The sequence below is a fragment of the Paenibacillus sp. FSL H8-0168 genome (assembly GCF_038592955.1).
Taxonomy (GTDB): Bacteria; Bacillota; Bacilli; order Paenibacillales; family Paenibacillaceae; genus Paenibacillus; species Paenibacillus polymyxa_B.
Genome location: NZ_CP151948.1, coordinates 3,006,142 through 3,023,486, shown reverse-complemented (window position 1 = coordinate 3,023,486; position 17,345 = coordinate 3,006,142). Strand labels below are relative to the sequence as shown.

Sequence of the window (17,345 nt, the reverse complement as noted above, 5' to 3'; positions counted from 1 at the left end):
ATACAAACTCTTTTTATTCGAAGTTATTCAATACGTCTTCAAACTCATCCATATTCAGATCGTCTACTGTAAAATCACTGAGTGTAGCTTCTGAATAGTCCATTTCTGCACAATGGGTTATTATGTTTACTAAATGCTTTTTAAAACTCACCGCTACCCCTTCAATAGTACTCTTCTCATACTCGCCCTGGTTGTAGCTAAAGTTTAATTCCAGCTTCCCGCCTTCTACAGTTCCGCCGTTAATATCAATACAATACTCACTTTTATAGTTTGGTCCTGTAGACTCTCCGGCAGGAATATCAGACACTCCAAATAAATTGTCTACATTATCCTGGTTGAATTGACCGAGGTAATTGAAGCTTATTTCAGGGTTTAGATTAAAGTTTAAATCGGCTTTGTTTTCCGGCAAGGTAAGATATTTTAGTATGCCGTAACCTATCCCTTTGTTAGGTATCTGCCTGATGTTTTCTTTTACCGATTTGATCATGCGGGAAATATCGAGTTGTCCGCTGACATCTAACACCACGGGATACTGGGTGGTGAACCATCCCACGGTCCTGCTTATGTCAATGTCTTTAATGATTTCCTCCCTGCCGTGCCCCTCCAGACTGATCAGAACCTTATCATTTCCGGTCCATTCCCTCACTGCTAATCCCAAGGCGGTAAGCAATATGTCGTTTACTTCTGTGTTATAAGCATGGTTTACCCGCTTTAGCATCTTCTCAGTCTCTTCAATACTCAGCTCGATCTTGACGCTATTGTTATTCATATACCTTCTTTCTTCAATCTCTCGGTCTTTTGGAAGCGGTATTGTTTCAGTTTTTTCCAAATTGGTCCAGTAATTTATTTCTTTTAATAGTTCAGGGCTATTGGCATACTCATCAAGCCTCTGTGCCCAATCTTTGAAAGAGTCGGTCTTGTTGCTGAATTTTATTTCATCATTGTTTAGCGCCTGTCTGTATCCTATGTCCAAATCTTCCAGTATGATTCTCCACGATACCCCATCAACTACAAGGTGGTGAATAGCTATTAGCAGGTGGTCCCCTTCTTTAGTCTTAAACAGACCAACCTTAACTAAAGGACCGTTATACAAGTCCATGCTCCTCTGAATCCTCGACGCTTCCAGCTCTATTTTTTCCCGGTAATTATAGCTGTCCCTAAGGTCTACAATTTCCAATGAAAAATGTTCACCTTCAAGGTTTTTGTTGTATTGGAGTATATTTTGATCCTCTATTTTTACCACTGTTCTAAAAATATCGTGGTGCTCTACAAGCTTTGACAATACTTTTCGAATAATAGCTTCTTCAAATCCGTTACGCCCATATATCATTATTTCCTGATTAAAATGATGGATATCCTTGCTGTCTTGTTTATACAACCATCTTTGTATAGGTGTTATCGGTACTATGCCTTCTACCGGGCCTTGATGAATTCTTCGGCTTGTAGATTGTATATATTCGACGAGTTCCTCAATTACAGGATGTTTGAATAAGTCCCGCATTTCAAGCTTTAGCCCATGGACGTTAAGACGCGACATTACCTGTATGGCTTTTATTGAGTCTCCTCCAAGGCTGAAGAAATTATCTTTTACCCCGATGTTTTCAGTTTTTAGTACGTCTTCCCATACTTTGGCCAGTATTTCTTCTCTTTCGTTTCTAGGAACTACATGCTCTACTCCGGTATTAATATTCCCCTGTGGTTCAGGCAATGCTTTCCGATCAATTTTACCGTTGGCATTAAATGGCAGCTGTTCCAGCTGCATGAAATATGCTGGTACCATGTAGTCAGGTAGTTCGTTTAAGAGATGCTCCCTTAGCTCAGAAATGGTCAATTCATTTTCCCCTACAATATATGCACACAGGTACTTCTTCCCTTGCTGCTCTTCCTTTGCAATAACCACTGCTTCCTTAATAGCAGTGTGCTTCACCAGATGTGCTTCAATTTCTCCAAGCTCTATTCTAAAGCCTCTTATCTTTACCTGGTGGTCGATCCTGCCCATGAATTCGATGTTCCCATCAGGAAGCCGCCTTACTAAGTCCCCTGTGCGGTACACTTTTTCGCCGGGAATAAACGGGTTAGGTACAAATTTTTCTGCTGTCAGTTCAGGTCTATTCAAATAGCCCCTTGCAAGACCGCTTCCACCTATCACAAGTTCACCGGCCACTCCTACAGGAGTTAATTGGTTGTGCTTGTCCAGTATATAAAGGTATACATTCTGTAAAGCTTTCCCTATAGGTACTGTTATAAGTTCTTCTGCTATTTTCTTTGTTATACTGTAACCCGCTGCATATATCGTGGACTCTGTAGGCCCATAGATATTTTCCAGAGATGTGTTCTCTGAGACATCGAAAAGCTCATGGACAAGCTTTTTGGGCAGCGCTTCTCCAGCAGCAAAAATATACCTGAGAGTTGATGGCAGTTTTATACCATTATCTTTTAAAGTATGTACCATTATATTCAGCATTGATGGTACAAAGTTTACATGGGTTATCTTATGCTTGTTTATTACCTCTACTAACTCCATAGCTTCCTTTTCCACACCTTGGCGTGATATTACAAGCTTTCCTCCGTTGAGGAACCAGCCAAATATCTCAGCTACGGATACGTCAAAGGTATAAGTTGTTTTAAATAGAAAAGCGTCTTCCGCTTTAAGCGGATACATGGCCTGGAGGGCTGTAATTATGTTTACAACGCTAGTATGCTCAATCATTCCACCTTTGGGCTTCCCTGTCGAACCTGATGTATAAATGACGTACGCAAGGTCCGAGGGTTTGTTTACATTTTCAAGCTTTGAGTTCTCTTCATTTAAATATTCTTCCTCCAGATATATAATATCCGCATCAATCTGCTTATTTTCCATAAAGGTCCTGGAGGTCAAAAGGATCTGGGAACCACTATCGTCCAACAAATACTTTATCCTTGTATCAGGATAATTAGGATCTATCGGCAGATACGCCCCTCCAGCTTTCAATATGGCAAATATCCCCACAATCATCTCAAATGAACGTTCGGCCATAATTCCTACAATACGGTCAGGCTTTACCCCTTTGTTCCTCAATACTCTGGCCAAATGATTTGCCTTTCCGTTCAATTCCCTGTAAGTCAAGTGCTTGTCTGCATATACCACAGCTATGTTGTCAGGTGTCCTTTCCACCTGCTCAGCAAACAGCTCATGTATGGTTTTGTCCTGCGGATAGTCTTTCTTAGTATCATTAAAGTCTATCAGCAACTGCTTTCTTTCTTCATGACTTAATATAATAAGCTTGTCAACTGACCCTTTGGGGTTATGGATAAACATATTTAAAATATTAATAAAATAGTCTATACACTCTTCTGCCTGTTTTCTTTCCAATACTTTGTCCGAGTAGATCAAGCTTATATTAAGATCATCGAATGTATTACTTACTGTAAAGTCAAGACTTGTATTGGTTGCTTCATATTCATCAACTGAAATTCTATCTTTAACATCACCGATTTCTTTGTTTATTATCTCGTTATATATATGAAAATCCACATAATTGAATATGGTATCAAATAAAGGATTTTCCTCTTTGTTTTCTTTTCCGCCCAGGATATTTATGATCTCAAATAAAGGCAGTCTTCCATAAAGCTTTAAGTTTATTAATTTCTTTTCTGCAACTTTTATCAATTCCTCCCATATATCGATTTTATCAAAACACATTTTGACGGGAACCGTATTTAAGAAGCACCCCAGCATCTTATCTCCATCTTCGCATACAGGTCTGTTATTTTCTACCAAACCTACGACAAAGTCATCCTCGTATGAAAGCATATTGAGCATATAAGTGTATGCAGCAAAGCAAAGTGTCTTTAAGCTTACATCATATCTTCTGGCAGTACTTCTTAAATCACCTAAAAATTCCTGGCTTAAATGGCGTGTTACATGGTCTACTTTATAAGATTTTTTTGTTTTTCCATGAATATTTGCAGGCATATTCAACCTTTTATATTCACTTAATTCCTCTCTCCAATAATTAATTACTTCCTGGTTGTCCTTAATTGTCATTTGGTCTGCTATATAATCTTTATAGCTGCATTTAAGCCGTGTTGGTATATAATCTTTTTCTTGCTTAAGCTTAGAGTATAGGTTTGAAACTTCCGTAATCAATGAAGCAACACTCCAGCCATCCAGGATAGCATGGTGGAATATCAGAACCAGACAAATATGGTTTGCGTCAAGTTTGAATATTCTTATCCTCCAAAGGGGCTTTGATATATCAAACGGATTCGCTCTGTCATTTTCCAAATATTTGTTTATATACTCAACCTGCCCTGTCCTGCTAAAATTCATGATATCTATCTGCTCAATATCAAGACTACTGCCCTTGTAAACAATTTGCACAGGAGTTTCAAAATCCTCTAAATTAAAAACCGTCCTTAAAATATCATGTTTTGACGTCATTAGAAGCATCGCTTCTTTAAATGCTGGGAAATCAAAGTCTTTGTCATTCAGATGAAATGCAAATTGGTCATGATAAACTGCATTTTCATAGTCTTTTTTGGAATGATAAATCATACCCAGCTCTATGTGACTCATCGGATATATATCTTCCATGTCCGAAGGTAACTTTTCTGAGAGAGTTTCATTCATCAATATTCGCTGTTTAAATAACTCCAGTTCTTCCCTTGCTTTACCCATCTTACTGTTAAAAGCTTCCGTATCTTTTACTTTTAAGAATGCAGACAATCTCTCAATATCAGGATTCATGTATATATCCCTGATTTGGATGTTTATATCCAACTTTTTGCATATTGTGCTGACTAATGATATTGCACGTATAGAATCTCCGCCTATTTTAAAGAAGTTGTCCCTTATTCCTACCTGTTTTGCTCCAAGCACTTCCTGCCATATTTCAACCAGTTTCTCTTCCACTTCATTCCGCGGCGCTACATATTCTGTTCCCGTACTCATACTTCCGTCAGGCTCGGGCAATGCTTTCCTGTCTATTTTTCCATTAGGGGTCAATGGCAGCTTTTCCATCTGCATAAAGTAAGAAGGGATCATGTAGTCCGGGAGCTCTTTTGACAAGTGTTCCCTCATCCCCTGTACGGTTATTTCTTGATCCGGTACGACGTACGCACAAAGATACTTATTTCCGTCAGCTCCTTCTTTGTCCAATACCACTGCTTCTTTTATTGTTTCATGCTTTAATAACCGGTTCTCTATTTCACCCAGTTCTATCCTGTAGCCTCTTATCTTTACCTGATGGTCGATCCTGCCCAGGTATTCTAGGTTGCCGTCAGGCAGCCACCTTGCCAGGTCACCTGTCCTGTACATCCTTTCACCCGGTGCGAATGGGTTTGCTGCGAATTTTTCTTCTGTAAGTTCCGGTCTGTTCAAGTACCCTCTTGCCAGTCCATCCCCTGCTATGCATAGTTCTCCCGCTACTCCTATCGGCTGCAGGCCCTTTTCCTTACTGACAACATACAACTTAATGTTATCTATGGGCTTTCCTATAGGTACAAGCTCCAATTCTTCTTCCGTAGAGCAGCCAAAGTAGGATACATCTACTGTTGCTTCTGTTGGTCCGTACAGGTTATGCAGGCTTGTTCCTTTTTCTTTGTACAGCAGCTTGTTGAACTTTTCTACTTGCTTCAGGTTCAGTGCTTCTCCACTGGCAAATACCTGCTTTAAGCTTGCTATTTCCTCTATTATCCCCTTTTCCTCTACATACTCTAAAAATACACTCAACATGGATGGTACAAAGTGCATTGTGGTAACTTTATTTTTTTCGATTGCCTTCACGATTTCTTCCGGATTTTTTTCTCCTCCCGGTATCAGCAGGCAGACTTTGGCCCCAGTAAAGCTCCACCACAATAATTCCCATACCGATACGTCAAAGGTATAGGGAGTTTTCTGCAGGATCACATCACCTTCAGCTATCGGGTATTGCTTCTGCATCCAGTTGATCCGGTTGATTACGGAGTAGTTCTCTATCATTACCCCTTTGGGTTTGCCGGTAGAACCGGATGTATATATTACATAAGCCAAGTTTTCAGGTTTACTAATTAACTTTGGATTTGATACATCCCCAGTAAATAGTTCCTGATTTTCTATGCTAATAAATTCAGCATTTCTGTAACTACCTTTAGCATTTATAAATTTATCCTGTATCAGAATAATTTGGCTGCCACTGTCATCAAGCATAAACTGGATCCTGTCTTCAGGGTATTCAGGAGCTATGGGTAAATAAGCCCCCCCAGCTTTTAGGACAGCCATGATCCCTATGATCATTTCCGGGGAACGTTCTACCATAATTCCCACTACACTATCAGGTTTTATTCCCTTTTCTCTTAATTTTCTGGCCAGTTGGTTTGCCTTTTCGTTTAGCTCCCTATAAGTCAGCTGTTTATCTTCAAACACTACAGCAATATTATTGGGTGTCCGTTCCACCTGTTCCTCAAAAATCTGATGGATGGTCTTTTCCCGAGGGTATCCTGCTTTTGTATTATTAAATTCATATAATATTTGATGTTTTTCGTCTTGTGACAGCATATCAATTTCTAATAGCCTTTTTTCAGGAAAGGCTGCTGCCTCTTCCAATACATTAAGGTAATGGGCAATAAGCCTTATAACTGACTCTTTCTTAAACAACCTGGTAGCATACTCCAATTCAAATGCAATACCGTCCTCTGTTTCCTCAGCGTTTAAAGTCAAGTCAAACTTGGATATTCTTACTTCACTGTCATAGGGCATAAACCTTAGCCCATCCATCTTCACTTCTGATGCCTCGATATTTTGCAGTACAAACATAGTATCGAAAAGTGGATTTCTGCCCAGATCCCTTTCCAGGTTAAGCTTATCTACCAGTTCTTCAAATTGGTAATCTTGGTTTTCGTAAGCCCTTAAGGAGTTTTCTCTTACTTCATTAAGGAAGTCCACAAAAGTCTTTCCACCTTGAGGGTGATTCCTCATGGCTAGCGTGTTTACAAACATACCAATAACGTCCTGAAGATCAGTATGCGGCCTTCCTGCAACGGGACTTCCAACTATAATATCTTCCTGTCCGGTGTACTTGGATAAAAGGACATTGTATGAAGCTAAAAGTACCATGTAGAGCGTGGCACCATTATTCACTGCAAGTTTGTTCAGTTTAACAGCAAGCTCCTTGCCTGCTTTGAAACTGATCACATCTCCCTCAAAACTCTGTATAGCTGGCCTAGGGTAGTCTAGCGGCATATTAAGCAAAGGAATTTCTCCTTTGAATACTTGGAGCCAGTATTCTTCCTGCTTACTAATTGTCCCATCAGCAAACAGCCTGTTCTGCCATACGGAAAAATCCTTGTACTGAATCTTAAGTTCCGGAAGTTCCTTACCTTCATACAGGCTCATAAATTCTCTTACCAGTATGTCGTCAGACACCCCGTCAGATATAATATGGTGCTTATCAGACATCATAATATATCTGTCTTCTCCAACTTTTATAAGCCCAACCCTAAGTAAAGGAGCCTCATCAAGGTCAAAGGTCCTAATAAATTCACTGGCTATTTTCGCAGCTCTTTCCTCATCGGTTTCCATATACATAACACTAAAATCCACATTGCTATGGACCTTTTGTACCGGTTTACCATCTATCATATGGAATGAGGTACGGAAAGACTCATGTCTGTCAACAAGCTCCCTAAAAGCCTGTTCAAAGCGCAGTTTATCGAGTTTGCCTTCAATTAGCATAATACCAGGCATGTTGTATGCCATCCCAACTGCGTCAAGCTGGTTTAGAATATACAGCCTTTTCTGGGCGGATGAAATTGGATAGTACTCCATCTCCCCAGCCGGCCCAATAGAATGAAATACACTCTCCTTTGCAATCTTGATGCACTCGGCAACTTCAGACATATTTGGGCTCTTAAATATTTCTTTAAGCGGTATGTTTACATTGAACTCTTTGTGAATCCTGGCAATAAGATTTGCTGCCCTTAAGGAATGTCCCCCCAGCTCAAAGAAATTGTCGTTTCTTCCCACTTTCTCTATACTAAGGATATCCTGCCACAACCCCGCAAGTTTCTCCTCCACTTCACCCAAGGGTGCGACATACTCTATTCCAGCATCGATATTGCCGTCAGGTTCGGGCAATGCCTTCCTATCTATTTTGCCATTGGGAGTCAGCGGCAGCTTTTTTAACTGCATAAAATAGGATGGTATCATATAGTCTGGAAGGTCCTTTAAGAGATGTCCCCTTAGTTCTGCTATTGTTAATTCATTTTCCCCTGCCACATAGGCACACAGATACTTGTTTCCCTTCTGATCTTCCCTTGCAATAACCACTGCTTCCTTTATTGAAACGTGCTTTAGCAGTTGTGCTTCTATTTCCCCCAGCTCTATTCTAAATCCCCTTATCTTTACCTGATGATCTACTCTTCCTAAAAATTCCATATTCCCATCAGACAGCCATCTGGCCAGATCCCCTGTACGATACATCCTTTCCCCTGGTATAAACGGGTTAGGTACAAATTTTTCAGCTGTCAGTTCAGGCCGGTTTAGATATCCCCTTGCAAGCCCTTCTCCCCCTATGCACAACTCACCCAAAACCCCTGTAGGCTGAGGTCTCAAGTGTTTGTCAACAACGTAGTATTTTATATTTTGCATTGGCTTTCCGATAGGTACACTCCCGGATTCCAAATAGCTTCCCAGTCTCTTTTCGTAATAACTGGAATCTATGGTGGACTCAGTAACCCCATAGCTATTAACAACCCGCAGTTTCTCTCCATACCAGGATTGTAATCTTTCATAATCTTCCACAGAGAGAGTATCTGATCCAAGTATAAGCAACTTGAGGCTATCAATAATCAAAGCATTATCATGGATATAATCCATAAGAGGAATAATCAGTGCCGGTGTGGATTCAAAGATGGTTATTTTATGGGTTTTAATAAGTGAATATAATCGTGCAGGATCGTATCTCTCCTCGGATGAACAAATAACCATTTGGCCTCCGTTGAGCAGCGTTCTCGAAACATCTCCCACAAATACATCAAAAGAAAAACTTGCGATTTGCAACAGCTTTACATCCATATCCGCAAGCCTATATTCCTTTTTCCATGCGTAAGATATGTTGACAAGACTTCTATGCTCTATCATGATCCCCTTTGGCTTTCCTGTGGTTCCTGATGTATAAATGACATATGCTAAATTACAAGATTTATTAATGACAGGAAGATTTTCTGTTCTCCCGTTGTAATTCACACAGTCATCAAAGCTTATAATATCAAGATCAAATTTAATTTTTTCTTTATGATGTTCTTGCGTAAGAATAATTCCAGCCAAGCTGTCATCGATCATATATCTGATTCGTTCTTCAGGATATTCGGTGTCTATGGGTAAATACGCGCCTCCTGCTTTAAATACAGCAATTACACCTATTATCATTTCTATGGACCGGTCTACCATTATAGCTACTACACTGTCAGGTTTTAATCCCTTGTCCCTTAAGATCCAAGCCAGTTGATTGGCCTTTTCATTAAGTTCTCCGTAAGTCAAGTATTTATCTTCAAATACTACTGCTATGTTATCAGGCGTCTTTTCCACTTGTTCTTCAAATAGCTCTTGTATGGTCTTATCCTTAGGATATTCTACTTTTGTATCATTGAAGCCATAGATTATTTGCTGTTTTTCCTCCTGGGACAACATATTTATTTCCGACAACCTTTTAAACGGATTTGCGGTTATCTCTTCCAACACGTTAAGGTAATGAGCCGCCAACCTTTTTATAGTCTCTTTTTTGAAAAGCCGAGTACAATATTCAAAGCTAAAAGCCATACCATCTTCACGCTCTATTGCATCAATGGATAGGTCAAATTTTGATATTCTATACTCTAGCCCGTTATTAAAAGGTCTGAAGCTTATACCAGGTACTGCAAATTCTACCTTAGAGGCATTTTGCATGGTAAACATAGTATCAAACAGTGGGTTTCTGCTCATGTCCCTCTTCAAGTTAAGCTTCTCAACCAGTTCTTCAAATTGGTAATCCTGATTGTCATAAGCCCTTAGAGCGTTTTCTCTTACTTCATTCAAGAATTCTACAAAGGTACTATCTCCCTTGGGGTAATTTCTCATAGCCAAGGTATTTACAAACATACCAAGGATATCCTGCAGGTCTGAATGTGGCCTTCCGGCTATAGGGCTTCCAACGATTATGTCTTCCTGTCCGGTGTGCTTAGACAGCAATATGTTGTATGCCGCGAGCAGTGTCATGTAAAGCGTAGCCCCATTATCCCTTGCAAGCTTGTTTAATTTATTCGTAAGCTCACTGCCTGCTTCAAAGCTAAAAAAATCCCCTTCAAAGCTTTGTATTACAGGCCTTGGATAGTCTAGCGGCATATTCAGTACAGGTATTTCTCCCTGGAATGCTTGGAGCCAGTATTCCTCCTGGCTGCTAATTCCGCCCTCATCAAACAGTTTATTCTGCCATACAGCGTAGTCCTTGTACTGTATCCGAAGTGCTGGAGGGTTGTTTCCTTCATAAAGATCCATAAACTCACGAATCAGTATGTCCATGGAGACACCATCGGATATAATGTGATGCATATCAAACATCATAAGATGCCTGTCTTCTCCCGTTTTTACAAGCTCTACCCTTAGCAGAGGAGCCTTGCCAAGATCAAAAGGTCTGGCAAATTCCCCAGCATACTCTGCGGCTTTTTCTTCGTTAGTTTCAAAGTACATCACGCTGAATTCCACATGGTCATGAACCTTCTGGACCGGGTTACCATCGATCATGTGGAACGATGTTCTAAGAGTCTCATGCCTTTTTACCAACTGCCTGAAGACTTCCTGGAAACGCGCTGTATCAATGCTTCCTTCCAGCAGCATAATACCAGGCATGTTGTATGCTGTCCCTGCCCCTTCAAGCTGGTTTAGTATATACAGCCTTCTTTGTGCAGATGACATAGGGTAGTATTCCATTTCTCCTGCCGGTTGGATTGACTGATATAGGCTCTCCTTTGAGTCTTTAATATATCTGGCAATTTCTAAGATGGTTGGTGTCTTGAATATTTCCTTAAGAGGTATGTCTATATTGAACTCTTTGTGAATTCTTGCTACAAGGCTTGTTGCCTTTAACGAGTGTCCCCCAAGCATAAAAAAGTTATCATTTCTTCCTACCTTCTCTATTCCAAGGATATCCCGCCACAACAGCGCAAGTTTCTCCTCTATTTCTCCCGAAGGTACTACGTATTCTACGCCGGTATTAACATTGCTATCGAGCACAGGCAATGCTTTCCTGTCTATTTTTCCATTAGGGGTCAATGGCAGCTTTTCCATCCGCACAAAGTAGGAAGGGATCATGTAGTCCGGGAGCTCTTTTGACAAGTGTTCCCTCATCCCCTGTACGGTTATTTCTTGATCCGGTACGACGTACGCACAAAGATACTTATTTCCGTCAGCTCCTTCTTTGTCCAATACCACTGCTTCTTTTATTGTTTCATGCTTTAATAACCGGTTCTCTATTTCACCCAGTTCTATCCTGTAGCCTCTTATCTTTACCTGATGGTCGATCCTGCCCAGGTATTCTAGGTTGCCGTCAGGCAGCCACCTTGCCAGGTCACCTGTCCTGTACATCCTTTCACCCGGTGCGAATGGGTTTGCTGCGAATTTTTCTTCTGTAAGTTCCGGTCTGTTCAAGTACCCTCTTGCCAGTCCATCCCCTGCTATACATAGTTCTCCCGCTACTCCTATCGGCTGCAGGCCCTTTTCCTTACTCACAACATATAACTTAATGTTATCTATGGGCTTTCCTATTGGTACAAGCTCCAATTCTTCTTCCGTGGAGCAGCCAAAGTAGGATACATCTACTGTTGCTTCTGTTGGTCCGTACAGGTTATGCAGGCTTGTTCCTTTTTCTTTGTACAGCAGCTTGTTGAACTTTTCTACTTGCTTCAGGTTCAGTGCTTCTCCACTGGCAAATACCTGCTTTAAGCTTGCTATTTCCTCTATTATCCCCTTTTCCTCTACATACTCTAAAAATACACTCAACATGGATGGTACAAAGTGCATTGTGGTAACTTTATTTTTTTCGATTGCCTTCACGATTTCTTCCGGATTTTTTTCTCCTCCCGGTATCAGCAGGCAGACTTTGGCCCCAGTAAAGCTCCACCACAATAATTCCCATACCGATACGTCAAAGGTATAGGGAGTTTTCTGCAGGATCACATCACCTTCAGCTATCGGGTATTGCTTCTGCATCCAGTTGATCCGGTTGATTACGGAGTAGTTCTCTATCATTACCCCTTTGGGTTTGCCGGTAGAACCGGATGTATATATTACATAAGCCAAGTTTTCAGGTTTACTAATTAACTTTGGATTTGATACATCCCCAGTAAATAGTTCCTGATTTTCTATGCTAATAAATTCAGCATTTCTGTAACTACCTTTAGCATTTATAAATTTATCCTGTATCAGAATAATTTGGCTGCCACTGTCATCAAGCATAAACTGGATCCTGTCTTCAGGGTATTCAGGAGCTATGGGTAAATAAGCCCCCCCAGCTTTTAGGACAGCCATGATCCCTATGATCATTTCCGGGGAACGTTCTACCATAATTCCCACTACACTATCAGGTTTTATTCCCTTTTCTCTTAATTTTCTGGCCAGTTGGTTTGCCTTTTCGTTTACTTCCTTATAAGTCAGCTGTTTATCTTCAAACACTACAGCAATATTATTGGGTGTCTTTTCTACCTGCTCTTCAAACAGTTGATGTATAGTCTTATCCTTAGGATACCGGACCTTTGTATCGTTAAAGTCATATAGTATTTTCTGCTTTTCTTCCTGTGAAAGCATATCAATTTCTGACAACCTTTTTCCAGGATAAACCGTTATCTCTTCCAGAACATTAAGGTAATGGGCTGCAAACCTTTCTACAGTCTCTTTCTTGAACAGCCTTGTGGCATATTCCAAATCAAATGCAATACCTTCCTGGGTTTCCCGAGCATTTAATGTCAAGTCAAATTTGGATATTCTAAATTCATTTGTATAGGGTATAAACTTAAGCCTATCTATCTTCAATTCTGATGAGCCGGTATTTTGCAATACAAACATAGTATCAAAAAGAGGATTCCTGCTCATATCCCTCTTTACATTAAGCTTTTCCACCAGTTCTTCAAACTGGTAGTCCTGATTTTCATAAGCCCTTATAGAGTTTTCCCTTACTTCCTTTAGAAACTCAGCAAAGGTCTTTTCTCCCTGGGGATAGTTCCTCATGGCTAAAGTATTTACAAACATACCTATTATGTCTTGTAAATCTGTATGAGGTCTTCCAGCTATAGGGCTTCCCACTATAATATCTTCCTGCCCCGTATACTTAGACAGCAGTATGTTGTATGAAGCAAGCAATGTCATGTAAAGAGTAGCCCCATTATCCCTTGCAAGCTTAATAAGTTTTCCCGTAAGCTCACTGCCTGCTTCAAAACGGATAAAACCTCCGTCAAAGCTTTGAACCGCAGGCCTTTGGTAATCTACTGGCATATTCAGCACAGGAATTTCTCCATTAAATTCCTGGAGCCAGTATTCCTCCTGCTTCTTTATTTTGTCCCCAGCAAATAGTTCCTTCTGCCAAACAGAATAGTCCTTGTACTGTATACGGAGGGAAGAAGGGTTATTTCCTCCATACATATCCATGAACTCATGTACCAGTATATCCATGGACGTACCGTCAGATATGATATGGTGCATGTCAAACATCATGACATGCTTGTCTTTTCCCGTTTTCACAAGGCCTACTCTTAGCAGCGGAGCAATTCCAAGATCAAACGGCTTTATAAATTCTTTTACGATTTCCCCCACTTTTTCTTCGTCAGATTCTAGATACACTACACTAAAACCCACAGGATCATTGATCTTCTGGACGGGTTCACCCTCTATGAAATGGAAAGATGTTCGAAGGGTCTCATGCCTATTTATAAGCTGTTGGAAGGTCTTCTGAAAAAGCTCCAGATCAATACTGCCTTCAACCAGCAAGCTGCCTGGCATATTGTATGCTGTCCCTGCTCCTTCAAACTGATTTAATATATACAGCCTTCTTTGGGCTGATGACATAGGGTAGTATTCCATCTCTTTAGCAGTTTGGATGGATTGATATATACTCTCCTTTGCTTCCTTCATATACCTTGCTATTTCCGCTATAATTGGAGCCTTAAATATTTCCTTAAGAGGCATGTCTATATTGAACTCTTTGTGAATTCTCGCTACAAGGCTTGTAGCCTTTAAAGAGTGTCCACCTAACATAAAGAAGTTGTCATTTCTTCCTATCTTCTTAATTCCAAGGATGTCTTGCCAAATCAGTGCAAGCTTCTCTTCAAATTCGCCTATAGGCGCTTCATACTCTATTCCCGTATTTATATTACCTTCGGGTTCAGGCAATGCCTTCCTGTCTATCTTGCCATTAGCTGTCAATGGCATTTTTTCAAGCTGCACAAAGTATGATGGTACCATGTATTCGGGCAGTTCTTTTAAGAGATGCTCCCTTAGTTCTGATATTGTCAGCTCATTTTCTCCCGCTATATATGCACACAGGTATTTACTGCCCTGATGGTCTTCCTTTGCAATCACCAAAGATTCCTCAATTGAAGGATGCTTTAGCAGTTGTGCTTCTATTTCACCAAGCTCTATCCTAAAGCCTCTTATCTTTACCTGGTGGTCTATTCTACCCAGGTATTCCATTTCTCCATCAGATAATAACCGGACCAGGTCTCCAGATCTATATAACCTCTCTTCCGGCTTGTACGGATTTTGAACGAACTTTTCCTTTGTAAGCTCCGGTCTTCCAAGATATCCTCTGCAAACTCCGTCTCCTCCTACACAAAGCTCTCCGGCTACTCCAATGGGAACAACTTTCATGTTCTTATCCATTACATATGTTGTAAGGGTTGGTATAGGCCTTCCTATGCTGCTCACATTAGATCTAATTTCTTCCTCTTCTATCTCTTTATATGTGACATGCACTGTTGTCTCGGTTATTCCATACATATTGATGAGTCTAGTCTGCGTGTACTTCTTTCTCCATTCCTTCAACAATGCAGGCTTTAATGCTTCCCCTCCGAATATGACATATCTTATCTTAAGTTCTTTTTCTTCATATGATACTTCTTCATTGGCTATATTATAGAAGGCTGAAGGTGTCTGATTTAATACGGTCACCTTCTCATTCCTTAGAAGTCTCAGATACTCTACATTGCTGCGTGCTGTCATTTTAGGAACTACCACCAATCTGCCCCCATATAACAACGCCCCGTACATCTCCCATACGGAAAAATCGAAACTCATAGAATGAAACATAGTCCATACATCATTTTCGTTAAAATCAAACTGCATTTTACTGTTAAATAACAGCCTTACTATGTTTCTATGCTCTATCATTGCCCCTTTGGGTTTACCTGTAGAGCCTGAGGTATATATTAAGTAAGCTAGATCGGAAGGTTTATTTACCTCCGATAAGTTATATTGTTCATCTGAATATTCCTGCTCATCTTCTAAATTTATTACTGTACCTATTGATGTATATTTGTCTATAAAATGTGATTGGGTCAACAGGATCACTGCCCGGCTGTCTTCCAGCATATGACTTATTCTTTCCTCAGGATAATCTGGATCTATGGGAAGATATGCCCCTCCTGCTTTTAATACCCCTAGGATTGCTACTATCATCTCAAGTGAGCGTTCTGCCAGAATACCTACGATACTGTCCGGTTTGACTCCTTTAGCCCTTAATACATGGGCCAACCCATTTGATTTTTTATTGAGTTCACTAAATGTAAGCTTTTTACCCTCAAATACCACAGCTACATGATCAGGGTTCTTCTCTGCCTGCTCTTCAAAAAGCTGATGGATAGTCTTGTTTTTAGGATACTGTGCCTCTGTAGCGTTAAAGGTATATAGGATTTGCTGTTTTTCTTCCTGTAACAGTACATCACTTTCCCACAACCTTTTTTCAGGGCATGCCGTTATCTCTTCAAGAACGGTAATGTAATGGGTTCCAAACCTTTTTATTGTCTCCTTCTTAAACAGCCTGGTACAATATTCAAGGTTAAATGTTATACCTTCTTGACCCTCTACCACTTCAAGCATAAGGTCAAATTTTGCCTTTCTGCCTTCCAGCCAGTTGTTGTATTGTTTGAAGTTTATACCCGATGCTGCAAATTCTGTCTTGTTTGAAGTGCGCAGTGCAAACATAGTGTCAAAAAGAGGATTCCTGCTCATGTCCCTCATGAGATTAAGTTTTTCTACAAGTTCTTCAAACTGGTAGTTCTGATTTTCAAAAGCCAAAAACGCATTTTCCCTTACTTCCTGCAAGAATTGGACGAAGGTCTTTTCTCCCTCAGGATAGTTCCTTATGGCCAAGGTATTTATAAACATACCAATGATACCCTGCAGGTCAGCATGGGGCCTTCCGGCTACAGGACTTCCAACTATGATGTCTTCCTGTCCAGTGTATCTGGACAGGAGTACGTTATATGCAGCCATCAGTACCATGTATAAGGTAGCTCCATTATCTGTTGCAAGCTTATTTAGTTTGACTGAAAGTTCAGGGTTTATTTCAAAGCTTACAGCATCTCCTTCAAAACTTTGTACCGCCGGTCTTGGATAGTCAGTAGGCATATCCAGTACCGGTATATCACCCTTAAATGTCTGGAGCCAGTATTCTTCCTGCTTCTTTATTGAGTCTCCGGCAAACATCTCCTTCTGCCATACAGAAAAATCCTTGTACTGTATCCGTAGTGGCAAAAGGGTCTTCCCTTGGTACAAATCCAAAAACTCACTCATAAGTATATTGACTGATATACCATCTGATACTATGTGGTGCATGTCAAACATCATAACACGCCTGTCTTCGTTCGTTTTTACAAGTCCTACTCTCAGTAATGGAACTTGGCTAAGATCAAAGGGCGTTATGAATTCTTTGACTATTTCTGCTGCTTTTTCTTCATCCAGTTCCAGGTACGTAATACTGAAATCCACGTAATCATGAACCTTTTGTACTGGTTCACCCTCAACCATATGAAATGATGTGCGCAGAGCCTCATGTCTTTTTACTAGCTCCTTGAATGCCTGTTCGAAGCGTACTGCATCAATGTTTCCTTCCAGCAGTACGACGCCTGGCATGTTATATGCAGTACCTGCTCCTTCAAGCTCGTTTAGTATATACAGCCTTTTCTGGGCAGATGACATAGGGTAAAATTCCTGCTCTCTGGCAGAAGGTATTCCAGAAAAGGCATTTGGCGTATATTTTGAAACATCTTTTCCTTTTTCTTTTAGCATCGTCTCAAATAGCTTTCTTTTTTCTGGAGAAAGAGATTCTATTCTTTTCATCAAATTATCCATAACTTCGTCCCTC

The 17,345-nt window shown here is 40.4% G+C and carries 1 protein-coding gene; it reads right to left on the bottom strand.

What is annotated here, in order from left to right:
* Positions 1–13: 13 nt before the first annotated feature.
* A complete protein-coding gene (locus tag MHI21_RS13330; protein ID WP_342418341.1) occupies positions 14–17,332 on the bottom strand; it encodes a non-ribosomal peptide synthase/polyketide synthase in 17,319 nt (5,772 codons plus the stop codon).
* Between the last annotated feature and the right edge of the window lie 13 nt (positions 17,333–17,345).

Excerpts from the sequence above, each read along its gene's own strand:
- MHI21_RS13330 (WP_342418341.1), bottom strand. The coding sequence starts at position 17,332 with ATGGATAATTTGATGAAAAGAATAGAATCTCTTTCTCCAGAAAAAAGA.